This window comes from Nocardia panacis (genome assembly GCF_003598715.1).
Taxonomy (GTDB): Bacteria; Actinomycetota; Actinomycetes; order Mycobacteriales; family Mycobacteriaceae; genus Nocardia; species Nocardia panacis.
This window is the reverse complement of sequence record NZ_QZFU01000010.1, coordinates 9,171-34,850: the sequence shown is the minus strand read 5'-3', so window position 1 is coordinate 34,850 and position 25,680 is coordinate 9,171. Positions and strand designations below refer to the sequence as shown.

General features: G+C 64.9%; 10 protein-coding genes, 1 tRNA gene, 1 pseudogene and 1 CRISPR repeat array. Of the genes and pseudogenes, 4 read left to right on the top strand and 8 right to left on the bottom strand.

Annotation, left to right across the window (positions count from 1 at the left end; translation table 11 throughout):
* Positions 1-8 precede the first annotated feature (8 nt).
* A complete protein-coding gene (locus D5S18_RS02075; RefSeq protein WP_120037407.1) occupies positions 9-1,421 on the top strand; it encodes an MFS transporter in 1,413 nt (470 codons plus the stop codon).
* 221 nt (positions 1,422-1,642) lie between these two features.
* Positions 1,643-1,906 carry a hypothetical protein gene (locus tag D5S18_RS36545; protein WP_439651078.1) on the top strand — a complete coding sequence of 88 codons (264 nt, stop codon included), beginning with the start codon at positions 1,643-1,645 and terminating at the stop codon, positions 1,904-1,906.
* 358 nt (positions 1,907-2,264) lie between these two features.
* On the opposite strand, the pseudogene cas2 reads toward D5S18_RS36545, so the two are convergent.
* The 7 genes and pseudogenes from cas2 to D5S18_RS02035 all read right to left on the bottom strand — a co-directional run.
* Positions 2,265-2,441, bottom strand: a pseudogene (cas2, locus tag D5S18_RS36325) (CRISPR-associated endonuclease Cas2); the annotation flags it as partial.
* A gap of 326 nt (positions 2,442-2,767) precedes the next feature.
* Positions 2,768-3,277, bottom strand: a complete 510-nt coding sequence (locus D5S18_RS02065; protein ID WP_120037405.1) for a hypothetical protein — start codon at positions 3,275-3,277, stop codon at positions 2,768-2,770.
* Positions 3,278-5,989: 2,712 nt separating this feature from the next.
* On the bottom strand, positions 5,990-8,386 hold the full coding sequence (gene cas3, locus D5S18_RS02055) for a CRISPR-associated helicase Cas3' (RefSeq protein WP_120037401.1): 2,397 nt from the start codon (positions 8,384-8,386) through the stop codon (positions 5,990-5,992).
* Positions 8,383-9,030 carry a CRISPR-associated protein Cas5 gene (cas5, locus tag D5S18_RS02050; protein WP_203236539.1) on the bottom strand — a complete coding sequence of 216 codons (648 nt, stop codon included), beginning with the start codon at positions 9,028-9,030 and terminating at the stop codon, positions 8,383-8,385. The genes cas3 and cas5 overlap by 4 nt, the downstream gene beginning before the upstream one ends.
* A gap of 20 nt (positions 9,031-9,050) precedes the next feature.
* Positions 9,051-10,106: a type I-B CRISPR-associated protein Cas7/Cst2/DevR gene (gene cas7i, locus D5S18_RS02045; RefSeq protein ID WP_120037399.1), complete on the bottom strand. Its 1,056-nt coding sequence runs from the start codon at positions 10,104-10,106 to the stop codon at positions 9,051-9,053.
* Positions 10,103-11,467: a hypothetical protein gene (locus D5S18_RS02040; protein ID WP_147403816.1), complete on the bottom strand. Its 1,365-nt coding sequence runs from the start codon at positions 11,465-11,467 to the stop codon at positions 10,103-10,105. Before D5S18_RS02040 ends, cas7i begins: the two co-directional genes overlap by 4 nt.
* A gap of 186 nt (positions 11,468-11,653) precedes the next feature.
* The gene (locus tag D5S18_RS02035) at positions 11,654-12,445 is read right to left on the bottom strand and encodes a CRISPR-associated endoribonuclease Cas6 (protein ID WP_120037395.1); all 792 of its coding nucleotides are present in this window, start codon (positions 12,443-12,445) and stop codon (positions 11,654-11,656) included.
* A 571-nt stretch (positions 12,446-13,016) separates the two neighbouring features.
* A CRISPR array of direct repeats spans positions 13,017-13,965; the repeat unit is 30 nt; unit sequence GTCCGCATCCGCCCTACGAGGGCTCGCAAC.
* Between the two features lie 581 nt (positions 13,966-14,546).
* Between D5S18_RS02035 and D5S18_RS02030 the strand changes: the two genes are divergently transcribed.
* Positions 14,547-15,641: a Fic family protein gene (locus tag D5S18_RS02030; protein WP_120037393.1), complete on the top strand. Its 1,095-nt coding sequence runs from the start codon at positions 14,547-14,549 to the stop codon at positions 15,639-15,641.
* Positions 15,642-15,848: 207 nt separating this feature from the next.
* On the opposite strand, the gene D5S18_RS02025 is transcribed toward D5S18_RS02030, so the two are convergent.
* Positions 15,849-15,930 (bottom strand) — tRNA-Leu (locus tag D5S18_RS02025).
* Positions 15,931-16,318: 388 nt separating this feature from the next.
* Here D5S18_RS02025 and D5S18_RS02020 point away from each other — a divergent pair.
* A complete protein-coding gene (locus D5S18_RS02020; RefSeq protein WP_120037391.1) occupies positions 16,319-25,678 on the top strand; it encodes a type I polyketide synthase in 9,360 nt (3,119 codons plus the stop codon).
* The last annotated feature ends 2 nt before the right edge of the window (positions 25,679-25,680 follow it).

Below are 25,680 nucleotides of genomic sequence, written 5' to 3'. Positions count from 1 at the left end.
CGCCCGTGATGATCGCACGTCCGGGCTTCGATCGCGTCGAGACCGGGGACGTGACAACGACGTCCCGCAGGCGCTGGGCGGCGTTGGCCGTGGTGTTGACCGGTCAATTCATGGCGTCGATGGATACCACGGTCGGCAACGTGGCCGCACCATCAATCGAGCGAGACCTGAAGATCGAGTCCGGCGTGGCGGCGTTGGCCGTGGCGGCCTACACGTTGACCTATGCGAGCACCTTGATCACCGGTGCGCGGCTCGGCTCCGATCGCGGACGACGGCGCATCTTCGTGCTCGGGATCATTGTGTTCACCGTAGGTTCCGTCGTAACCGGCGCAGCACCCAACGGTGTCCTGCTGATCGCGGCAAGGGCAGTCCAGGGCATCGGCGCGGCGCTGGCCATTCCGCAGGCGATCGCGTTCATTCAGGTCGACTTCGTCGGCAGCGCCCGGACCAGGGCACTGGCCGCGTACGGGGCGATGATCTCGCTCGGCGCGAGTATGGGACTGGCCGCCGGTGGCGCCCTCATCAGCGCCGATCTTCTCGGCTTGGGTTGGCGCACGGTATTTTTGATCAACCTGCCGATCGGGGTCCTGGTCCTCATAGGAGCGGTCCGACTCCTCCCGGTGATTCCGGTGTCGCCGCGCCGGCTGGATCTGCCCGGAGTCGCCTTGCTGAGCATTGGCGCCGGAGCGATCATCGGCCCGCTAACGCTCGGCCCCAGCACCGGATGGACGAGCCCGGAATGGCTGCTGATCGCAGGCGGTCTCGTGGTGCTCGTCGTTTTCGTCGCATGGCAGCGCGCCCAGCAGCGTCGTGGCGGATCCCCGCTTTTCGACCTCGGCGTTCTCGCAATGCCACGGATGCGCCCTGGTTTGCTCGCACTGCTGCTGTCGAGCACGACATACACCGCTGTCCTGTACTGCGTAGCCGCCGATCTGCAGGATCGGCATCATTACCCGGCCGCCGCGGCCGGGTTGGCACTGCTTCCGTTCGCCGTCGGGTTCGGTGTGGGTTCGATACCGGGCTCTTTGGTAGCGCAGCAGCGGCATCCAGCCCTGGTGATCGCCGGATTGTTCGTGCTCGGCGGCAGTCTGATGCTGCTCGCCGTCGTGTCGCGCGGTGATCACTGGTCAGCGGGACCGGCGATGGCGCTACTCGCCGCGGCCGGCCTGGGATACGGCGCCGGGTTCACCCCATTGCTGGGGCTGACAGTAGCGAGCGTCCGACCTGATCGTATTGCGGATGCGACCGGTATAGCGACGACCACCTTCCAATTCAGTTTCGTCGTCGGCATCGCCGTTTTCGGAAGCATCAACACCGATTTCGGTCTGGCCGCGGCGATGTCGATGATGGCGCTCCTGGCCTGGGCCGCCATCCCCGCGGTAGCCGCAATGAAACGCAGGGATATCAGATCAGGTCGATGAACCGATCTAGATGGACGGTCCCTCCTGCAGGCCCCGCAGCGCCCCGGCCGACCAACCAGCTGACCACCCCACAGTGGCTCGCACTGGAGGAATTCTGTCACGGCAGCCAGCTAGCACTACCTGACGGTCGACACCGGTCCGCAAAATGTGGCGTAAACACCGCGATTCTGTGCGCGAGAGGGGACTTGAGCCCCTCGAAATTGTGCTTACGCCACCTTCCGGTGATCGAGTGGGTCGAAACGTTAGACGATGATGCCCTGGTCTTCAAGCCTGCTCGGGTGGGTGGCTACTTCGTGTCTTGCATCTACCTTCTGGCCACTGGCTCGACTTCCGCAATGGTGCCGATCTGCTGCGAACCCTCGAAGGCGTGTGCGGACTGTCTGACGCTGCCGGTACATCTTGAGACTCACCCGTTGCGAGCCCTCGTCGGGCGGATGCGGACGTTCCGCGCCGATGGCGTGGGCGGCGTCCTCGATCAGTTGTGAGCCCTCGTAGGGCGGATGCGGACGCGGACGCCGGACCTGTCGGACCTGGTGGGCGCGGGATTCGGGTTGCGAGCCCTCGTAGGGCGGATGCGGACACCGCAAGCCCAGCCCGATCGAGGCGGGACAGCCGGTCATGTTGCGAGCCCTCGTAGGGCGGATGCGGACCCGAAGGTAAAGCTGCTGGCAGAAGGTTCCTTTTCCAGCCGAGTGTGTCCTGGTTTTGCAGCGGACCGTCGGTACTGCATAAGACTCCGGCGTGTCGCTGCGTTCGGGTCAGAGGATGTCGGAGGGTGCCGACTGCTGGGTGCCCCATTCGTCGCGTTGGGGAGTGGCGCCGGGTGGGTAGGTGTAGACGCACGCTGTCGTAGGTGGGGTCGATGGCATTGACGATTTCGGCGCGGAAGCGTTTGAGTTGGGCGGGGCTGATGGCTCCTTCGAAGACGCTGCGTTGGATGTGGTGGAGGTATTTGCGGCATGCTTTGAGTACGTGGGGGTTTCGTTGGGATGCGGTGTCATAGACGACGATGACGTACATGCTCACCACCAGATCCGGGACAGTACACTCGACCCTCCGGCGTCAGCCAGGGCGAGAGCGTCGTCCGATTCACCGCCCACATCTGCATCGAGGATAAGCGGCATCGTGCTGGGTTCCGGCTACGGGGCCGATCGTCTCTCCCATAGATCGCCGAGGTCGCTGCCGTAGGGGATTAGGTGCGATGAATCGTCCTGCCGATCAGGTTGATTGCCCACTCAGTGTCCTCCCGAACGGATCGATACAAGTCATCGCAGGGCGATATCGCGGCTTCATCCGTGTAAACAGCTCCATAATCTGCTCCTCACGCCATCGGGCATGATCCGCGGTTATGTGTCGAGCTGTTCCAGTGCCGTAACGACCATCGGCAGGGTTCCTGCAGAGAATCTGTACTCCCGAATTGGCTCAGCCAATGAATTGCCCTCATGCCGGGCTTCGACCAGTAAGGGTGGCGGCACTCTTTTGGTTATGTAGTGGACTGCCCGGCGCAGGTTCGAGGTCATCCCTCCCAGATTCTTAGCGCCGAGCGCTCGCTTGAGCTGCTCCGGTGTCGCGGTGCCCCCCGCGGCGACCAATGCTCGAATCGCCCTCAGACCGGTCGGGCCGAGCCTGCCTATGAAGCGCTGCACTGTGACGTCGTCCCAAACGAACTCATCCGCTTCGACGACGTTCTGAGGTCGCGTCGTGTCGTCGGTTCGCAGCGGTAGGCGCTCAGCGAGAGCGACCTGCGCGGCGATCAGCCCCAACTGCAGCCGCATCTCCAGACTCATCGGTGCCGAGTCGGTAATCAGTATGTAGCGTAGCTGATCGCGTGCGACCTGGAGAGCATCGATGTCCATCGGCACTACGATAGGTCAGATCGCTACGGATCCAATCGAATTCAATTCGCTCGCGCACGTCTGGTCTCAGGTGGGGAGGGTGATGGGGACCGGTCTGCAATCTCTGCAGTGCACTGCGCAGGTTTGGGAGCTTGAGTAGACACCAGAGGGGCAGGGATAGTCCACCCGTGCTCACGATCCGACTTCCAGCCGCCGACGTCCTCCCCCAGGGGTGGGTGAGCAGGTTCGACGACTCCCGGCTGGTGTGCCAGTTCGGCCGCCGACCATGGGCCGAGCGCGGAGCCGACTCCTATTGGACCTGCTTCGAGCGACCGCCTGGAGACAGATGTCCGCATGTGCAGAAATCCGGGGGTGATTCAGATGTACTGCACCGCAGGTGAAGTGATCGAATCTAGTCATCGCTGACATGAGCACCACGGTGCGCTACCGGAGCGTGACGCCGCAGGGGGCGATCAGCGGTGGTAGGTCGCCCGCAATCGATTCGGGTGCCGGGGCGTGAGCCAGCAGTGCCCGGCATGGGGTTGCAAGTTCAACGGCCCGAACCCGTAGAAACAGATCACCCAGGTATCGAAGGGTGGGTGGCCGTAGAGGTCGAGGATCCGGTCCATCTTGTCGGTGAACTAGGATCCTTCCGACCTTCCAGGTCTTCGCCGCCTGCTACGAAATTCCCTGCGCGGTCAGGATCTTCCGCAGTTTCTCGCGACTGGTATCGGCGATCTCGTTCTACCTCAACTTCGACAAACTCCGCATCGAAAAGGACTGGCCCAGATTACGGGGCAGCACCGGGTATCTGACCGATACGCTCACACGTCGTCTCGTCGGTCTTACCCGCTCCATTTTAGGTCCAGCGTCGCGAGTCCCGTTCGTTGAAACCATGGATCATCTGCCGCGCATACCTTTCGCTGACCAGGATCATCCTGCGGACCAACGGGACCAGCTGACATTGCGCGGAAGCCATCACCACGATTGCGTGAGGCACCCGGATCGGTTGCTTGCTGCCCCTGGTGATCCGCTGTAACTCTCCCTCGTCCTCCAAGGGGCCACCGCATTGACGAACCCCTCCGGCGTTCGTGCCACCTGCACCACTCCATAGGCGGCATCACCGCCAGAAAGCCCCGATCAAACCGGACATTCAGTTCCCAACGCAACCAAATGGACGAGGTCCTAGTGTGATGCTCAGCGCCCAGAATTCCGGGTTATCCCTGTTCAGAGCGCCTCTCGTCATCTTTGGATCGTCGACCGCCCTACTGTGAGATGGGCTGATGCTAGGGTGTGGTCGACTAGATTGATTGCCTTGGCCGAATGCAGGTTTGTGGTTCCTGCTTGAGTGGAGTACCCTCTAATTCCAGCGCGCGAGGTGCTCGCTGGCATCCCTGATGGGTTTGAAACACTAGATTGATCGCGTTTGCCGAACAGGTCGACCGGTCGCCGATTGTCCCTTTGAGGGAATATCGCCAAGTAGCTCCGTGTGGTATAGGTTTCTTCGACTGCAACGAAGGTCAAGGGCAACGTCGTGTTATCTATCGAAGGAATGTTCGCCGAGGTGATTCCGGTTTTCTCTCGGCAGAATCGGCAGACCCAGCAACAATCGAGGAATTGTTCAAGGAGCCTAGCGGCGAGGTGTGAGCTACTCTCCTTATCAATCCGGTGATTCTTCCCTCGGGTTTGACTAATTTCGAGACTGCAAACTTGACTGCGAACCTGCATGGTCTGGCGGCGGTGTTCGACTAGACATGCTTGAAACGCGGTTCCGAAATTCGCGCATCGAGAACCGTTGATTGAATGCAATCTTGGCTGAATAATCTCCATGGCTGTATGGTCGTATGTCATCTAGATGGACAAGTCGAAACATTGCGCAACGAATTCGGCCATAGGCCCTGTCTATCTCAATGTGCTAGACGTGAATACTGCCTTTCAATTTCAATCAATTCGGGAAGATGAATGTGGACAGTGCTTCAAATGCTTCCGGTCAGGATTATTCGCGCCGTGAAGACTACTGTGATACATGCAGAACTGCGCCATGCCTCTTGCAGCAGCGTGGAGCGACGCCTCCGGCGGGTGGTCTTGATTTTATTCATCGCGTATGGCTTGGTGTTATTAGCTCACACTTTACTGCAAAGCATCTCCTCTTCATCCTTGCGATGCTGGCTATTTGCTCGATTGTGCCAGTAGTCCTAACGTCAACAGGAATGGCAGGCGCGCTGAGTGTAGTGGCAGGCGCTTCGGCTGGGATGTTACTAATCAAAGTGATACGCAGGCATTGAAGTTGCGGATAGTGCGTGTTTTCATTTGAGGTACGTCAACCGTTTATCATTGCTCCTATTGTATCTGCATCATTTAGGAAGGTTCGATCTCTATCATTTGAAATCCCACGATCTCCGTGGGTGAACACTCGCCATTCGCGGTCAGCTGACCAGATTTGTCATGAATAGCGCCGACTATGCCCTGGCGATTCTGCGGTACAGTTCCCTGGTTTCAGGGATGGATTGATTGGCGTCACGAAACGCGGAAATGGTGGATTTATTGAATTCATAGCAAATTATCGGAAGGATCGCCTTCCGCCTAGCATGTCCCGACGGCGCGAGCCCTTGGGGCGGATTATCCGAATTGCGTATGTTCGCTGAGGGCTTTGGGTTGCAGTTCTCGTATGTGGAGCGACGGTTGGCGTGGGCTGTGCAGAGGTATTGTGTGCGTACTCCGCCAATATTTGAGTCAGTGATCAAATGATGTTTCCGTCAGTGATGGGTGTGGCCGGATCGAGGGTTTGGTCCTGATCGCACCGAGACCGGTCAGGGAGTCATATTCGGCATCGATGACGTTGACCATCAGGGATTTGTCGTAGATGCTTTGAAAGCGGCCCGCGTACGGCAGTGGGATCAGGAATTGGCTGCCGAGTAGTCGCCCGGCGCTTTTGTCCTCGGTTGCCGCCAGCGCTTCTCTGTACTCGTCGATGTCGTGTTCCAGGATGGCGTCGATACCGTTGAACAATTCATCGAAGGTCTCGTCACCGAGCTGTGCGCGTGTGTTGTCGAAGGGGGAAACGAAGGTCAGGAACTGTTCGCGGAATTGTTTGCGGCCGAATTCGACGCTCGATTGCCAAGTATCGCCCCACACAGATTCGTACAGCTCGTCGAGCCGGCGCTGTAGCTGCTGTTCGTCGAGGACTTCATTTTGGTGCGCTCCAAGTATGGACATGGTGAGTTCGGTGAGAGTCCGGTCGTAGACGCTGTCGGCCCATTCGTCGTCGCTCGTGGGTCGTTTGCGGTAATCCGGAGCGTGCACGACGACGTCCGCCGGCGGATTGACCGCGATGCGATTGATCCGGCCGAAGCGCTGGATCAACGCGTCCAGGGGAGCACCCGAGGTGTGCAGGGCGTCGAAGGATACGTCGAGAGACACCTCAACTACTTGGGTGGCGACGAGGATGCCGGGCTGATGCGGTTTCCCGGTGCCGTACCGCTGCTGGATTCTCTCCTCGATCTCGGAACGGTCGCCGGTCTTGAATCGGGAATGCAGCAGCAGAGCGGCTTGCTCACCGTGGAGTTTCCGTGCGATCGGCGCGAGGCGGGAGTAGAGGTCGCGGGCGTCGTTGACGGTGTTGGCCACGACGAGCACGGATTCGCCCGCGTGTAGTCGACGTTCGATCTCGTCGACTGCCTGGGGTGAGGTGAGGTGGCGTTCGCGCAGACCTAGGCGGTGGCGTCGGGGCCATGGCTGATCCGCGGCTGCTACGACTGTGACGTCCGATTCGCCGAGTGTGTCGATGAGTAGTGTTTCGAGCCGGGAGGGGAGTGTCGCGGACACGACTCCGACGCGGCCACCGAGGGTGGTCCAGAGCTCGATCATTGCCAGGATCATGCCCAGACGCAGGGGCTCGTAGGCGTGGAGTTCGTCCAGGATGAAAACCGAGTTCGCGGAGTCGATGAGGGTCGAGCTGTGTGCCGGGCCTGCGAATGCGCTGCGCAGCAATTGGTATGGGGTACCGACTCGGACGAGTTCGCGGAACAAGCGAGACGCCGCAGCGCGGGAGACAGCCTGCTCGGCGGCAGAGGTCTCATCGAGATCGGTGTCGGCGCACATGGATCGAGCCAGGTGATAGGAGGCGGCTTCCGAGTGCAGGACGCCGACGAAATCGCTGTCGCCGAGCAAATCTGCGAGTCGGTCGGTCATCGCGTTGATCGAAGCGAGGTAGGGCAGGAGATAGAACACTCGCGGCTGGCCGCCGGTCGCGGCCTTCACGTGTTCGACCTGCGCTGCCGCCCACAGGAGGGCGGCTTCGGTTTTGCCCGACCCGGTCGGCATCCGAACCAGCAGATGCTTGCCGGCGGCGGCTGCCTCGATCTGGTGACGGCGCAGCGGTTTTCCGGATGCTTCCATGCCGGTGACCAGTCCGAGCGCGAAGACCGAGTTGAGTGGTTGCTCGGTGAGCAGCGTCGCGTGTGCGGAGGAGATATGGTCGGCGAAGGTGACCGCGCCCTGCAATAGCACTGCGGTCAAGCACGAATCCGGTCCGGGGCCGTCGTACTCCCATTGGTCTCGGATCGCTTCGAGCAGCGTGTGAGCTGCCGCGCCCAGATCGTCACCGGAGTCGGGGACTGCGTCGAGCAGGTCAGTGCCGGTGAGCACTCGCGCCAGCCAGTTCCGTAGCAGGGTGGTGGCGTCCGGATTCACGGTCCCGAACCGCTTGGTGAACTCGACAGGATCCGACTCGTCGTAGGTCGAGAAGATGGCCCATCCGGCAGGCCCGATCAGTGGGCGATGATGGGTGAGCACACCGACAGCGACCCAGAGTTGTTCGTCCAGTGGCCATTTGGACAGCAAGTCCGCCACGAAGCCGAGGGAGAACACCTCGTGCCGTTGCTTCCATACCGGACCATTGACGGCGGCCACCATCTGCTGGAAGCCATCAGGAACCTTTCCCGCGTCGTGCAACAGCGCCGCGATCAGAACCCACACCCAAAACCGATCCGGCACGACAGCGATGCGACCGACCCGCTGTTTGAGTCGCTCGGCGCCCACCAGAGTCGCGGCGAGGTGGTCGACCAGAGCCTCACCGTGCGGGGCGGTGCGCCGAGGACTCTTGGCGCGGAGTCGACGCAGTTCGTTCATCGGAGACCCTCCGCGACGAATTGGGCGACATGGAGTCCGGTCAGCAACGCCACGGCCTGACCGCGCTCTCCATCGATGGATGGTGTGCTGAGTCCGGTATCGAGTACTTCCTCGGATCCTGTTGCCGCGTAACGGTATCCGTCCCATCGTGTCCGGGCGCGGTCGACACTGATCGCGGTGGGTAGACGCAGCAACGTCCCCGCGCGGGTCAGTTGCTCGGGTGTGATGGCATGGCCTTGTCGACCGGCGGCTTCGGCGAGTTCGATGTGCTTGGGCCTGGCAGCGGCGAGGTCTTGGCTACGACCCAGTCGCAGCGGCCACACCGGGCACCGCAATGCCCGCTCCCAGAAATCCAGATCGTCGATCAACCACACCGTCAATTCGGCGCGGGCGAGGAAGTCCCGATCCTTCGGGGTCGGATCGGTGGCCTTACCGCGTCTGTCGAGCGGGCGATACGTCTCGAGATCCACGCCTGCGCCCTGAGCATGGAACGCGGTGCCGAAGCGCAGCTCGATCGGCACGTTGTCCCAGCCGCCCACCGCTGCGGCGAGCATCCCCGCGATCGTGGCCGGGGGAGGGCACGGCAACCCGACCTGGATCCCCGCATACAGCGGATTGCGGAACGACACGACGTCAGCGGTCACGCTGACCTCCAGCGCGTCGATCACCGCTGCGGGACTTCGAACCAGTCGTCGCGCTCGCCCGCCTCGATCTGTTTGGCCAAGCCACGCAACAGCACTCGCGGATGGTCGAGCACGATCGCACCCGCTTCGATCAGGTCGGTCAACTCGCCGCGGACCCTCTCGCGTTGATCACCGAGGAATCCCGGTGCCCAGCCGAGCAGGACGGGGCCGTCGTCGAGTTGGTCTGCCCAGGCTGCCATTTCCTCGCGGAGCACGTGCGCGTCGAACACCGTCTCTCGATGCGGATGGCCCTGGTCTTCGCGGACGGCTCGAGCGGTCAGGATGCGGGTGAACGGGTTGTTGCCGCCTTTCAACGGTGCCAGCAGCACCAGAGCCGGCGACCGTTCCCCATAGTGCAGAGCCTGTTTCGCGCCGCCGCGCACCTGCGCCAGCGTATTGAGCAGCACGACGACCCGGCGGCGACGTTCTTCGATCGGCAACCGGACGCTGTCCATTCCCCGGAACGTGGTCTTGTCCGCGCCCGCGGCCTCGGCTTCCGCCGCGGCAGTGTCGGTGAGGTTGCGGCGGGGGCCGCTGCCCTGCAACTGGAACACGCCCACCCGTGGCAGGTCCAGTGACACGTCCGCGGCCAATTGCGCTGTGTAGTGCTCGTGTTCGTGTATCACCGGGTTCTCGTCGTTGCCGAATCCGCGGCTCATCGTGCCGAAATCCCGTGTCGGCCATTGCGGTGTCACCGACAGCAGAGTCCCTGTTGCCAGTACTGTGTCGCGTTGGTAGCTACCACCTTTGACCGCGACCATGTAGCCGAACAGGTCATCGTCGGGATACAGATCGGGCCGGCCCGCAGTATATGCCTGCTGATTGGCCTTCGAACCCGACCGGGTAACGGGGGACACCGCGACGTCGGTGGGCAGGCTCTCCCGCAGCCACCGCCGGAACGCCTGTGCGGACACATATGGGTGCGTATCGCGCCCGATACGCATCTTCTTGACCTCACCGACGTTGTTGTCGCCGCGGCCATTATTCGGCGCACCGGCGACGATATCGAGGGCGATCTTGCCCACGAGATGCGTCACTGTTCCTCCATCAGAATGTCGTCGTCCTGCTCGCCGCGCACAGTCGCGTCATCGGCGAGCCAGCCATGAATCGCCAAGTGCTGCAACACCGAAATGAACAGCAGGTCGCGATGGAACCGGAGCCGGTCACCCGGTTCGAACAGCAACCGCCACTGCTCGGTGCTCACCAGCGGCTCGGACACCTCCCTGCGCAGCGTCCATGCGACCGCCTGCTTCTTCAGCCAACTCTGCAACTTGCCCGTATCGGCATGCACATGCTCGAACTCTTTGAGCGTGCCCCGTTCCGGTTTCACACGTAGTAGCTGCCCGATCCGGTCACCGAGCTGCTCGATCTGGTCGATCTCACGCTGAGCCACGCCGAGTACCTCCCTCACCATCGACTTGTACAAGGCGACAAGTTGTGTCGTTTCCCCCGGCGGCTTCCCCGAACTGCTGGTCAGACCTGCCAGATAGTTGGCCGCAGTCGAGGAGAGCCGATGAGGGTAGTGAAAGGCGTTATAAGCCAATCGAACTGATCCGGGCGCCTTCGAGCTGTAGTGAGCCCGAACCAGATACCGGAAGCCGATGTTCAGTTCAGCCGAGCGCAGGACCGCGCGAAGCCATTCGGCCAACGGTTGGTCAACCGGGAACACATCGAGGCCCTGGCGAGCGGGCTGGTTGTCGTTGCTGAACACATACAACTCCACCCCCTCACGAACCCGATGCTCATAGGTCCGCAACGCCCACAGCGCCTCAACTTCTCGCGAGTACCTGGCCTGCGTCGATTTCCCGCCCGCGGACAGGAGTGCTTCCTGCCGAGTCCGACGCACCTGCCGCCTGGTCATCGCCTCCAGCACCGCGTCGTCCCAACTGTGCAGCGCGGCTACTTTGCCGCCCTGAATCGAGCACCCATAGGGCAGCGCATGGAAACTGGCCAGGCAGCCGACGCACAATGCCAGCCCCTCGTGGTCCGGCGGCGTCGTGTTGAGGTGATTGGCGCTGGCCCACAACGGAACGTCGACCTTCCCGTAGAACCCGCGGGCGGCGAACCCGCACAATGCACATGGGACATCGAGCACAGTCTGTGGGTACGTCCGCCACTGCGCGATCCGCGCCCGCCGCTCTGCAATCGGAAGCGATGCCCTGGAAGTCGTGTTCATCGGCGAGTTCGGCCACAGAAAATAGCTCGCCGACAGCCAAAAAGCATGGGGCGCCTTGGTATCCGGCAGCGCGGCGGTCGCAATCACATCGTCGGCCATCTCCGCGCAGGCGCGCTCGAACTCCGCGCGCGTCAGCGACTCCGGCGAACGTTCACGCTCGCCGACACCCGCCAAACTGAGTAGTGCGTACGCGCCGACCCGCTGCAACGGATGCGCGGTCAACCGAACACATCCGTCCACAGTGACACTCACCGTGTCGTCCAGTCGAGACGCAGCACCGCGCTCGCGGATGGTAGGTCCCCACCGATGCGCGGCAGTATGCATGCTTCGAGCGTCCATCAGAATCGCTCGATCTCGTCGATCACATTGCCCCCGTGCAGATTTGCACTATCGATTGCTGAAGTCCGTCTATGTTTGCGCCGCGACAACATCATGCGTGGGTAGAGGCATCGTCATCCCCGGCGGGGATTCGATCCAGCCCATGCCGGTGGCGTTCGCTTGACCCAACCCCCAACTGTGGATGGCACGCAACGTTTCCGGCGCACCGGAAACAGCTACCTCCACACAAGCACCCGGCTTCTTACCGACCACCCCGGACCGACCGGCCACCGCGAACGCACGCCTCGGTCCGAGCCAGGTCACACTCTCCAACGTCACATCCGAATCAAGGCCGAGGGTTTCGGCCTTGCGCCGCAGATTCCGCTCGAAGTACGCGTCCCACTCCGGCTCGCCCGGAAGCACCCACGCCTGTCGGGTCGTGCGCTCACCAGAGTCACTACGTCCGGATCCCTTCATCACCACCGGAGTCGAGGTCCGGAAAACCGCTGTGCCGGAATCGAAACCGGGCTGATCGAGAAGTTCGACGCGGTCGACGATGAATGCCACCGGACCCCAAGCCAGCACCGGCATCGACCGCATGGTCTGTGCCCACGCGGCGATCACCTCCGGTAGTGGACTCCCGAACTCGATCACTCCCGGACCGCCGACCGGATAGGTGCCCCGCGCTTTCCGGCCTGCCCGGAACACCGGTGCCGAGTAGCCGAACGGCACCAATCTGTAACTGCCGTAACCATATTCGTGCAGCATCGCCCCCAACTCGGGGTTACTGCGATCGAGCAGCGTGTAGCACACCGCGCGCCCCGGACTCAGAACATGCTCCCAAGACAACTCGCGGGCCGAAGTATGGAACGTCACACGCATACGCACAGCTCAGAACCTGATTTCGGAATCCCCACGGACGGAAGACGATCCGCCGCTGACTGTTTCTGTCGGTGCTGTCTGTCACTGTGATGAAGCTGACAGCGCGCAGCAAGGCTAAGTGACGATTTGGCCCGATGTCAAGAATCCAAAACCTACCGGAAACAACGAGGAGCGTGCAGCCACGACGAACGCCGACACCTGTGGAAGGTATTGTCAGAGAAGCTCTTACATCACCCAACCGGGATCCGCCACCAGCCGATGCCTGCATGGGATCGCAACTTGTTCGCGGTCGGTTTTCAGACGCCTGCCTCCATCAGCCCTCCGAGGGTTGCCGTCCACCTCACTCGAAGCGCTGTCGCGTCCGACAAACCTACTCGACATCCGAAGCCCTGCAGAGCCATGACGCGAAATGAAGATCAACAATTCGACGCTCCGAACCCGGTCTCGTTCCACTACGGTGACATCCGAGTGCAGCGACACGCCGAGCTCACGTGCAGGACCGAAGGTTCACTGCAGAAACTGGAATCCAGTCACTTGAAAAGCAGTCTTCTACCAGTGATTTTACCCTCGGGTCCGCATCTGCCCTACGAGGGCTCGCAACTGGCAGGGGCAGTCGCATTCCTGGCTGGGCGCCCAGTCCGCATCTGCCCTACGAGGGCTCGCAACGGGAAGTCCGGCGCGGTGCAGGCGTTGCTGCTCGGGTCCGCATCTGCCCTACGAGGGCTCGCAACAGCTGGCCGGCGACATGCTGATCGAGCTGCTGACCGTCCGCATCTGCCCTACGAGGGCTCGCAACCTGGTCATCGGCCTGCGCCAGGCCGGCCCGCAGCAGGTCCGCATCTGCCCTACGAGGGCTCGCAACAGGCGTGAACCGACCCGGGGCCACGGCACGCGGACCACGTCCGCATCCGCCCTACGAGGGCTCGCAACGCGAGCAACGACGATGATGATCGCGGCCGCGAAGGGTCCGCATCCGCCCTACGAGGGCTCGCAACCTTGCCACAGCCGTCGGCGCTGCGCCGCCGCCACGTCCGCATCCGCCCTACGAGGGCTCGCAACCAGCACGGCGCCTGCGGTCTCCCGCACCACCAGCGTCCGCATCCGCCCTACGAGGGCTCGCAACTCAACCTCAAACCCGCCGGATCGGCGACGCCGGTGCGTCCGCATCCGCCCTACGAGGGCTCGCAACCTTCGTCTCTATACGCGCATAGACGTAAAGCGGCCCGTCCGCATCCGCCCTACGAGGGCTCGCAACGCATGGAGCGTTACGAAAGTCCCTCGGCCACAGGAGTCCGCATCCGCCCTACGAGGGCTCGCAACTGGTTCTGGCCGGAGATGATGTAGTACAGGCGAGTCCCGTGTCCGCATCCGCCCTACGAGGGCTCGCAACCCCGTCTCGCGGTCGATACCACTGCCGCAGTCTCGTCCGCATCTGCCCTACGAGGGCTCGCAACGCGGCTTCGGGGTGCGCGCGCAGCGCGGTTTGGTAGGTCCGCATCCGCCCTACAAGGGCTCGCTGAGGTTCCCCCGAGTAGTGGACACCGGTTTGGCAGGACCGCCGGTCGTCGAGAGGATGGGCTGGATATGCCAGCGAAGTACGGTGCAGCGACCAGGGCCAAAGCCATGCGGTTGGTCGTGGAGCACCGCTGACTACGACAGCGGGTGGGCCGCGATCACCGCGGTCACGTCACGCCAGGGTATGACCTGGGGACGTTGCGGAAATGGGTGCGGCAAGCCGCGGTCGACAAGGGGGAGGTCGGGGAAACTTCGACCGAGGCCGCGAAGATCATCCGTGAGCAGGAACGCAAGATCGCCGAACTTGATCAGACGATCGAGATCCTTTCCGCCGCAACATCTTTTCGCGTGGGCGCAAGGCCCGCGACACCGTTGGTGGTGAGTTCGTCGCCGAAGACCGTGACCGGTTCCCGATCACCGCGATCTGCCGGGCACTGTCGGCCCGAGGCGTGCCGATGCTGGGCTGTGCGCAACTGCCGGGCTGATCTCTCACGCGACCTACCAAGAAACTTCACACATCCCGATGACTTGTAAAATTTTCCGCCATTTCTTTACATGATAGTGGTTCTGTGCGATGGTTCACCTCATGGTCGACTGGAGCCCGGAGGTCCCATACAACGAACTTCCGCCCCCGCCGGCGGCGGATGAACTCGAGACGAAAGCCGTGCTCAAGGCGGCGATCGGTGCGAACGCGGCACTGGCTCAGCTTGACCAGGCTGTTGTGTCGATCCCGAACCCCACGGTGCTGATCAACGCGATCCCCTTGTTGGAGGCGCAGGCGAGTTCCGAGATCGAGAACATCGTGACGACGACCGACGCGCTGTTCCGGCATCTGGAGGACGACGCGGGTGCGGACCCGGCAACGCGAGAGACATTGCGCTACCGAACCGCGTTGCGGATCGGATTCGAGACGACTCTCGATCGTGGGCTCACCGCCACCACTGCCGTGGCGGTGTGCAGCACGATCAAGGACCGGGAGATGAAGGTCCGTGCGATGCCGGGAACGCGGATCGGCAACACGGCTACGGGAGCTATCGCCTACAGTCCGCCGGAAGGCCAAGATCTGATCATCGAGAAGCTCAGCGAGTGGGAGCGGTTCGTCCACGCTGACGATGGGATGGACGCCCTTGTCCGTATGGCGGTGGCGCACTACCAATTCGAGGCGATCCACCCCTTCAGCGACGGCAATGGCAGGACTGGCCGGATCCTCAACGTGCTCATGCTGGTAGAGGCGGGGCTGCTGCGGCTGCCCGTGCTGTATCTGTCCCGGTACATCATCGACACCAAACACGACTACTACCGGCTCCTGCGCAGTGTGACCGCTGAAGGCTCCTGGGAAGAGTGGATTCTGTACATCCTGACCGGAATCGAGCGGACGTCGCGCTCGACTCTGCGGAAGATCGAAGACATTCGCTCGCTCCAGGATGATTTCAACAGGCGGGCCCGTGAAGCCTCGAAGGGCGGTTCCAACTCGGAGTTGCAGTCGATCCTGTTCGAGCAGCCTTACTGCCGGATCAAGACCGTGGTCGAGCGCTGCAACGTGTCACGACCGACCGCGACCGCTTGGCTTCAGGATCTTGTGAAGGCAGGCCTTCTTCAGGACCTGAAAGTCGGTCGCGATCGGTTGTTCATCAACCGCGAGTTCTTGAAACTGCTGGTCAGGGCCGAGCCCACGGGCTAGTGGCATCTGGAAAGAAATTTCGCACGTGGGCTGGACGTGTGAAGTTTCGGCCCAAAACTTTGTATATGACACCTCGAGTTGTAGTTCGCTCCTGGTCGGCCGGCCCGGGTGTCCGCAGCGGCATCGATGTGTCAGCCATTCGGAGTGTTGCCGCATCTGAGCCAGTTCTGACTGCCCGAGCCGGGCGGGAATGTGGGCGAGGAGTTGTGCGCGAGAGGGGACTTGAACCCCTACGTCCGTGGACACCAGAACCTAAATCTGGCGCGTCTGCCAATTTCGCCACTCGCGCTTGATGGTACGACCGTCCAAACTCTACCGGGCTTGACCGCGTTCGCGAAGTTCTGGTGCGGGGTGTCGTACTCATGAGTAACCCTACCTGGGGTTATAACGATTCGGTAACTCTCAACATGAGGGGCGCTCATGTTTCGTACGCGTTGGTAACCGGGTGGACCAGCGGGTTCAAACATGAGGAAGGGTCATGTTTGCCGGGATTCTGGTACGAGTGTGCATGAATACTCGGCGGTAGCGGATGGACCGGGGAGCAAACGTGAGGATTTCCTCATGATTTTGTGCGATCCTCGCCGATACCAAGCCGATTGGCGCAGGAGCGGTCGCACCCGGGAGGGAGCGGCGTGTCCCCTGCAGGCGTGTCGCCACGAGTAGGAAGTCGAAGCGTCTTGACTATCAACGAAAGCACCGAAGCCGGTACCGCACATCAGGCGAAGGTGGTTGGGGCACAAGGCAGTGCGCTGCGATCTCCGCTGGTCGACCGGCTCGTCAACGGCACCCCCTATGCCCTGGCCTTCGGCGGGCAGGGTGCGCGGTGGCTGGGTGAGCTGGGTGAGATCGGACGCGACAGCGCCCTGGAACCGGAATTGACCGCGCTGGTCAACGAGGCGGCCGCGCTGCTGGAACCCGTTGCGGCGCAACTGCTCGTGGTGCGCCCGGTGGGCTTCGATCCGATCGGCTGGATGCTGGAGGACGACCTGGTCGACGCCGATGCGGGCGAGACCTCCTCCGCGCCGTCGGACGTGGAGCTGCGTTCGGCGGCGGTATCCATGCCCGGTGTGCTGCTGACCCAGATCGCCGCCCTGCGCGCGCTGCGGTTGCAGGGCCTGGATCCGGCCGAGCACGCCCCCGTCGCGGTGATCGGGCACTCACAGGGCCGTCTGGCCGCCACCGCCGTGGCATCGGGTGGCCGCCGCGACGCCGAACTGCTGGCCGTCGCCCAATTGATCGGCGCCGCGGGCGGGCTGCTGGCTCGCAGACGCGGTGTGATGCCGGTGGGTGAGCACGCGCCGATGGTGGCGGTGTCGAATGTGGATCCGGAGCGGCTGCGTGCGGTGGTGGCCGAGGTTTCGGTGGGCGTGGATCCGACTGCGGCTGCGGTGATCTCGATCCGCAATGGTCGTCGTAGAGTCGTATTGTCCGGTGCCCCCGCGCAATTGGATCGGGTGCGGCAGCGCTGTGCGCAACTGCAGGAGCAGGAGAAGCGCGAGCGCGACGGAAAGGTTCGTGGCGGTGCGGTTTTCGCGCCGGTCTTCGAGGATGTCGCGGTGGATGTGGCCTTCCACCATCCGGCGCTGGCCGAATCGGTCGAGCTGGTCCGGGGTTGGGCCGAGCAGTGCGGTATCAATACCGAGCTGGCGGCCGGGTTGACCCGTGAGATCCTGGTCGACCCGATCGACTGGGTCGCGGTGGTCGAGGGTGCGATCGAGGCGGGCGCACAGTGGGTGCTCGATCTCGGTCCCGGTGATCTGTTGACTCGCCTGACCGCGGGTTCGCTCAAGGGTTCCGGTGTGGGCATCGTGGCGGCCGCGACTCGCGCGGGTCAGCGTAGCCTGCTCACACCGGGTGCGGCGCCCGAGGCGGCCAAGCCATGGTCGGATTTCGCGCCGCGTCCGGTGCGTCTGCCGAATGGTCGCATTGTTGTCGAGACTTCGTTCACCCGTTTGACCGGTCGTTCGCCGATCCTGCTGGCCGGTATGACTCCCACCACTGTCGATGCGAGAATCGTCGCGGCGGCCGCGAATGCGGGCCACTGGGCGGAGTTGGCGGGTGGCGGTCAGGTCACCGAGCAGATCTTCGCCGATCGGGTGGCCGAGTTGAAGACGCTGTTGCAGCCGGGCCGCTCGGTGCAGTTCAATTCGCTGTTCCTCGATCCGTATCTGTGGAAGTTGCAGCTGGGCGGTCGGCGTCTGGTGCAGCGTGCGCGGTCGGCGGGCGCGCCGTTCGACGGTGTGATCGTGACCGCGGGTATCCCGGAGCTCGAGGAGGCTGTCGCGCTCATCGGTGAGCTGACCGAGGTCGGCATCACCCACGTGGCGTTCAAGCCGGGCACGGTGGCGCAGATCCGCGCGGTGCTGCGGATCGCCGACGCGGTGCCGGATTACCCGGTCATCATGCATATCGAGGGCGGAAGGGCAGGCGGGCACCACTCCTGGGAGGATCTGGACGACCTGCTCCTCGAGACCTACGCCGAGCTGCGTTCGCGCGCCAATGTGGTGGTCTGTGTCGGCGGCGGTATCGGCACCCCGGAGCGCGCCACCGAATACCTCACCGGCGCATGGTCTTCCGTGCACGGGTACCCGGTGATGCCGTTGGACGGCGTCCTGGTCGGCACCGCCGCGATGGCCACGCTGGAGGCCACCACGGCTCCCGAGGTGAAGCAGTTGCTGGTGGACACCCCCGGCACCCCCGACTGGGTCGGCGCGGGCACCGCTTCGGGTGGAATGGCTTCGGGCCGTAGCCAATTGGGCGCGGATATCCACGAGATCGACAATGCCGCCTCGCGCACCGGCCGCCTGCTCGACGAGGTCGCGGGTGACGCGGCCGCGGTGGCGGAGCGGCGCGCGGAGATCATCGCGGCGCTGAACACCACGGCCAAGCCGTATTTCGGCGATGTGGCCACCATGACCTACCTGGCGTGGCTGGAGCGCTACGTGGAACTGGCGGTGGGTACGGCCCCGCGCCGCGATTTCGACTGCGGCAGCGATATCGGCGGCGCGATCGTCGACGCCACCCGCTCGGTGTGGCTGGACATCACGTGGCGCGATCGTTTCGCGGAGATGATGCGTCGCACCGAGTCCCGCCTGAATCCGGCCGACCGCGGCGAGATTCCGACGCTGTTCGCCGAGGACGCGGAATTCGAGAATCCGGCCGCCGCGCTGGCCGCGTTGCGCGCGCAGTACCCGTCGGCCGAGTCCACGCTGCTGCATCCGGCGGATGTGCCATTCTTCGTCTCGCTGTGCAAGACGCCGGGTAAGCCGGTCAATTTCGTGCCGGTGGTCGATGGCGATGTGCGGCGCTGGTGGCGTTCGGATTCGCTGTGGCAGGCCCACGATCCGCGCTACTCCGCCGATCAGGTGTGTGTCATTCCCGGCACGGTCTCGGTCGCGGGGATCACCCGCTTGAATGAGCCGGTCGGCGAACTGCTCGACCGCTTCGAGCAGAACACGGCCTACACCTTGGTCCGTGCGGGCGTGGTTCCGTCGGCGGTGGACGCGCGCCGCGTCGCGGGCGTCACGGCCGGTCCGATCGACGCGGTGCTGGCCGCGCCGGATGTGCAGTGGTCGGGCCGCACCACCATCAATCCGATTCACCGGCTGGGTGATCTGGCCGAGTGGACCGTGGACGGCAAGGGCGCGGTGCATCCGCGCACGGGGGCCACGCTGGTGGAGACCACAGGTCCCGAGTCCGAGCACGCCTACGTCGAGTTGACCGTCCCGCTGCTGCGTCGCGACGCGGTGCGGGTCCGGATCACCGTTCCGGTGTCCATTTACAACGGTGGCATCCCGGTGATCACCGACGCCGATGCCGAGGCGGCCATGTCCGCGCTGCTGACCGTGGCGGCGGGCCAGTCGGTGCCGGAGGTCAAGGGCAAGGTCGCGCATGTGAATGTGGCCTGGACCCCGGATCTGCGGGCCGATCACGCGGGTGTCACCGGCTGCGGGCTGCCCGCCGAGTTGAGCACCCTCGGGCGCACCGTGCCCGATGTGCTGGTCGGTGCGTGCTGGCCCGCCGTGTTCGCTGTGCTCGGTGCGACTCGCACCGGTGCGGGGGAGAGCGTCATCGAGGGCATGCTCGACTTGGTCCATCTGGACCACCAGATCGATTTGGTCGGCGAATTGCCGACGGCCGCCAGCGTTCTCGCGGTGCGCGCCGAGGCGGGTGCGACCGTCGACACCGATATGGGCCGGGTGGTCGAGGTCCGCGTCGAGATCACCGCCATGCTGGACCGCCCGGAAACCGGCATGTCGATGCCGACCGTCGCGACGCTCACCGAGCGCTTCGCCATCCGGGGCCGCAATGGCGCGGGCGAACTCACCGATCCGCCGCGCGCCGCGGGTGCGGCTGCCGCGGCCGCCGACACCCCGCGTCGTCGCCGTCGCGATGTCACCCTCGTCGCGCCCCGCGCGATGCATGCCTTCGCCGCGGTCTCCGGCGACCACAACCCCATTCACACCAGCGACAATGCCGCCAAGCTCGCCGGGCTGGGCAGCCCGATCGTGCACGGTATGTGGCTCTCGGCCGCGGCGCAGCACGCGGTCTGCGCCGTGGATCCCGAAAGTTCGGTGCCTGCACGCACGCTGACCGCGTGGACCACCCGCTTCCTGGGTATGGTCCGCCCCGGCGCGCAGATCGACGTGCGGGTGGAGCGGGTCGCGGTGACGGCGGGCAGTGAGATCCTGGAGGTCTCCTGCCGGGTCGGCGGCGAACTGGTCATGACCGCGACCGGCCGCACCGCCGCGCCGAAGACCGTCTACGCCTTCCCCGGCCAGGGCATTCAGCGCAAGGGCATGGGTCTGGACGCGCGCAGCCGGTCCAAGGCGGCCAAGGAGATCTGGGACCGTGCCGACAAGCACACCAGGGCGGCGCTCGGCTTCTCGATTCTGGCCGTGGTGCGTGACAATCCGACCTACCTGCGGGCGCGCGGTGTCGAGCACCGGCATCCGGACGGTGTCCTGCATCTGACCCAGTTCACCCAGGTGGCCATGGCGACCCTCGGCGTCGCTCAGATCGCGGAACTGCGCGAGGCGGGCGCTTTCGTCGAGGACGCGATGCTCGCGGGTCATTCCGTCGGCGAGTACAACGCGCTCTCGGCGGTGGCCGGGGTGCTGCCGCTCGAGGCGGTGCTCGAGGTGGTGTTCCAGCGCGGGTCGGCGATGCATCAACTGGTGCCTCGGGATGCGCAGGGCCGCAGCGACTATCGGATGGCGGCCATCCGTCCCTCGCAGATGGGCGTGTCCGATGACGATGTGGTGCCCTTCGTCGCGGCGGTGGCCGAGCGGTCCGGGGAATTCCTCGAGGTGGTGAACCTGAACCTGCGGGGTTCGCAGTACGCCATCGCGGGCACGGTCGCCGGACTCGAACAGCTCGAATCCGAGATCGAGACGCGGCGCGCCGAATTCGGTGGCAAGCGGGCCTTCATCGTGGTGCCCGGCATCGATGTCCCGTTCCATTCGACGGTGCTGCGCAAGGGTGTCGCGGAGTTCCGGCAGAAGCTCGAGCAGTTGCTGCCCGCCGATCTGCACCCGCAAACCCTTGTCGGACGCTACATTCCGAACCTGGTGCCGCGCCCGTTCTCGCTGGAGCGCGCCTTCGTGCAGGAGATCGCCGACCTGGTGCCCTCCGAACCGCTGAATACGGTGCTGGCCGATTTCGACGACTGGGCGGCCCGCCCGACCGACCTGTGCCGGGTGGTGCTGGTGGAGCTGCTGGCCTGGCAGTTCGCCAGCCCGGTGCGCTGGATCGAGACCCAGGACCTGCTGTTCACCGATGCCGCGCACGGCGGCCTCGGGGTGGAGCGCTTCGTCGAGATCGGTCTGGGCGCGACACCGACCGTGGCGAACCTGGCCAGTCAGACCCTCAAACTGCCCGCCTTCGCGGGGGCGACGGTCGAGGTGCTCAATATCGAGCGCGAGGCGGCGGTGGTCTACGCGACCGATACCGATCCGGCCGCCATCGACGAGCCGGTCGAGGAGCGGACCGAAACCGCTGCCGCCGCACCGGCTCCCGCGGCGCCGGTCTCCGCGCCTGCGGCGCCCGCCCCGAGTGCGGGCGGCCCCCGCCCCGATGACCTGTCCTTCACTGCCGCCGACGCCACCCGCGTGCTCATCGCACTGTGGACCAAGCTGCGGCTGGACCAGATCGGCCCGGTGGACACCATCGAGGGCCTGTGCGACGGCGTGTCGTCCCGGCGCAATCAGCTCCTGGTCGACCTGGGTTCGGAACTGTCGCTCGGCGCGATCGACGGGGCGGCCGATGCCGATATGGGCGCGCTCGCGGCCACGGTCGAGCGGTTGGCCCGCACCTACAAGCCGTTCGGCTCGGTGCTGTCGGATGCCATCGGCGACCACCTGCGCAAGGTGTTCGGCCCATCGGGCAGGCGCCCGGCCGCCGTCGCCGAGCGGGTGAAGAAGGTGTGGGAACTCGGTGACGGCTGGGTCAGCCACATCACCGCCGAGGTTTCGCTCGGGACCCGCGAAGGCGTCAGCGTGCGCGGCGGGGATCTGGGTGGTCTGGTGTCGGGCGCGCTGTCCGACGGCGCCGCGGTGGACGCGGCGATCGATGCCGCCGTGCAGGCGGTGGCGGCCCGGCGCGGTGTCGCGGTGTCGCTGCCCTCGGCGGGCGGTGGCGGCGGTGCGACCGTCGACGCGGCCGCGCTCGGCGAATTCACCGCGCAGATCACCGGACCCGACGGCGTGCTCGCCTCGGCGGCCCGCGTGGTGCTCGAACAGCTCGGCCTGGCCGAGCGGATCGGCGCACCCGAGACGGCCGATACCTCCCTGGTCGATCTCGTTTCGGTCGAATTGGGTTCGGACTGGCCGCGTTTGGTCGCGCCGGCATTCGACGCCCGCAAGGCCGTTCTGATCGACGACCGCTGGGCCACGGCCCGCGAGGATCTGGCCCGGCTGTGGCTGACCGAATCGCCCGCCGCCGACGCCGCGGTGGACGGATTCCTCGGTGCGGGTGAAGCCGTTGCCGCGCAGGCGAATTGGTGGCGCGATCGGGCCAGGCACGAGGCCAAATCCGTGCTGGCGGCTCACTACGAGCGCATTGCCGAGGCGGCGCTGGTCACCGATCAGGTGGGCGAATGGTCCAGCGATATCGCCGTGATCACCGGTGCGAGCAAGGGTTCCATCGCGGCGGCGGCCGCGGCCCGGCTGCTCGCGGGTGGCGCGACGGTCGTCGTCACCACCTCCAGCCTGAATGACGCCCGCTTGGCCTTCTACCGAAAGCTGTACCGTGACAGCGCCCGTCATGGTGCGGCGCTGTGGGTCGTTCCCGCCAATATGGCCTCCTACCAGGATGTCGACGCGGTCATCGACTGGGTCGGCACCGAGCAGGTCGACTCGGCGGGCGGAGCGAAGGTCAAGATCAAGGACGCCTTCACCCCCACCCTGCTGCTGCCCTTCGCGGCCCCCAGGGTCGCGGGCGATCTCACCGACGCGGGTGCGCGCGCCGAAATGGAGATGCGGGTCCTGCTGTGGTCGGTGGAGCGCCTCATCGGCGGTCTGTCCAAACTGGGTTCCGATCACGATGTGGACGCGAAACTGCATGTGCTGCTTCCCGGTTCGCCGAACCGCGGCGGTATGTTCGGTGGCGACGGCGCGTACGGCGAGGCCAAGTCCGCGCTGGAGGCCGTGGTCGCCAAGTGGCGCACCGAGAAGTCGTGGGCGAACCGGGTCACCCTGGTGCACGCGCTGATCGGGTGGGTGCGCGGCACCGGTCTGATGGGCGGTAACGATCCGTTGGTCGTCGCGGTCGAGAAGGCGGGTGTGCGCACCTGGTCCACCGAGGAGATGGCGGCGGAACTGCTGAAGTGGTGCACCGCGCGGGCCCGCGCGGTGACGGGTTCCGGCCCGCAGCAGATCGACCTGACCGGCGGTCTCGCCGATCCGAAACTGGACCTGCGCGCCCTGGCCAAGGAGGCCGCCGAGCAGGCTCCCGAGCCGCAGGACGAGGCAGGCACGGGCGCGATGATTCCCGCGCTGCCCGCCCCGCCCACCGTCTCCTCCGCGCTCCCGGTCCCGCAGTGGGGCGAGGTCACTGCCGAGCTGTCCGACATGGTCGTCATCGTCGGTGCGGCCGAACTCGGCCCGTGCGGCTCCTCGCGCACCCGTTTCGAGCTCGAGGTCTCCGATGAGCTGTCGGCGGCGGGTGTGCTCGAATTGGCCTGGACCACCGGCCTGGTCAAGTGGGAGAACGATCCCAAGCCGGGCTGGTACGACACCGAATCCGGCGACTACGTCCCGGAATCGGAGCTGGCCGAGCGCTACCACGACACCGTGGTCGCCCGCTGCGGTGTGCGCCGCTACGCCGATGACGGTGCGATGACCGACAACTCCGCCCCGCTGATGACCTCGGTCTTCCTGGACAAGGATCTGACCTTCACCGTCGGCGGCGAGTCCGAGGCGCGCGCCTTCCACGCCGCCAACCCGGAGCAGACCGTCATCGCACCCGTCGCCGATTCCGGCGACTGGTCGGTGACGCGCAAGGCGGGCACCGAGATTCGGGTGCCGCGCCGGGCCAAGCTGTCGCGGACGGTCGGCGGCCAGATCCCCACCGGCTGGGATCCCACCATCTGGGGCATCTCCGCCGATATGGCCAATTCCATCGACCGCGTGGCGCTGTGGAATATCGCCTGCACGGTGGACGCGTTCGTCGGCTCCGGATTCAGCCCGGCCGAACTGATGGCCTGGGTGCATCCGAGTCTGGTGGCCAACACCCAGGGCACCGGTATGGGCGGCATGTCCTCGATGCGCTCGCTGTATGTGGACAACCTGCTCGGTGAGCCGCGCCCGAACGACATCCTGCAGGAGGCGCTGCCCAACGTCGCGCTGGCCCACGTGGTCCAGTCCTATGTCGGCAGCTACGGCGCGATGGTGCATCCGGTTGCGGCGTGCGCCACGGCGGCGGTCTCGGTCGAGGAGGGTATGGACAAGATCCGCCTCGGCAAGGCCGAAGTGGTGGTCGCGGGCGGCTTCGACGATCTCGGCATCGAAGGGATCGTCGGCTTCGGCGATATGTCGGCGACTGCGGATTCGGCGGCCATGAGCGCCAAGGGCATCAGCGATCGCTACTTCTCCCGCGCCAACGACCGTCGTCGCGGCGGCTTCATCGAATCGCAGGGCGGCGGCACGATTCTGCTGGCCCGCGGCGATGTGGCGCTGGAGATGGGTCTGCCGGTGCTGGGTGTGCTGGCCTTCGCCCAGTCCTTCGCCGACGGTGTGCACACCTCGATCCCGGCGCCGGGTCTGGGTGCGCTGGGCGCGGGGCGCGGCGGACGCGAATCCCGCCTCGCCGCCGAACTGCGCAAGCTCGGCGTCGGCGCGGACGATATCGCGGTCATCTCCAAGCACGACACCTCCACGGCGGCCAACGATCCGAACGAGTCGGAACTGCACGAGCGGTTGGCGGGCGCGCTGGGACGCGGCGCGGGCAACCCGCTGTTCGTCGTCTCGCAGAAGAGTCTGACCGGACACGCCAAGGGCGGTGCGGCCGCCTTCCAGCTCATCGGCCTGTGCCAGGTGCTGGAAAACGGTGTGGTGCCGCCGAATCGGAGCCTGGACTGCGTCGACGACAAGATGGCCGAGTATCGGCATCTGGTGTGGGCGCGTGAGGCGCTGCGCTTCGGTGAGCGGTTCCCGCTCAAGGCGGGTCTGGTCACCTCGCTCGGCTTCGGGCACGTCTCGGGTCTGGTCGCGGTGGTGCATCCGCAGGCGTTCGTTGAGGCGATCGCGGCGGAGCGGCGCGAGGAGTACCGGGCCAGGGCCGAGCAGCGGCAGCTCGCGGGCAGGCAGCGTTTCGCCGAGGCGATGTGCGGTGGCGCCCCGCTCTACGAGCGGCCCGCCGATCGTCGCCTGGGTGCCGATGGCACGCCCGCCAAGCGGATCAAGCAGCTCGAGGCCGAGGTGCTGCTCTCGCCGCAGGCGCGCCTGGCCGCCGACGGGACTTACCGCGCAACGGGATTCGGGTGCAACACGGGAGATATTCCCACGGGTTCGCAGCCGCTGACCCAACCGAACCCGTAGGC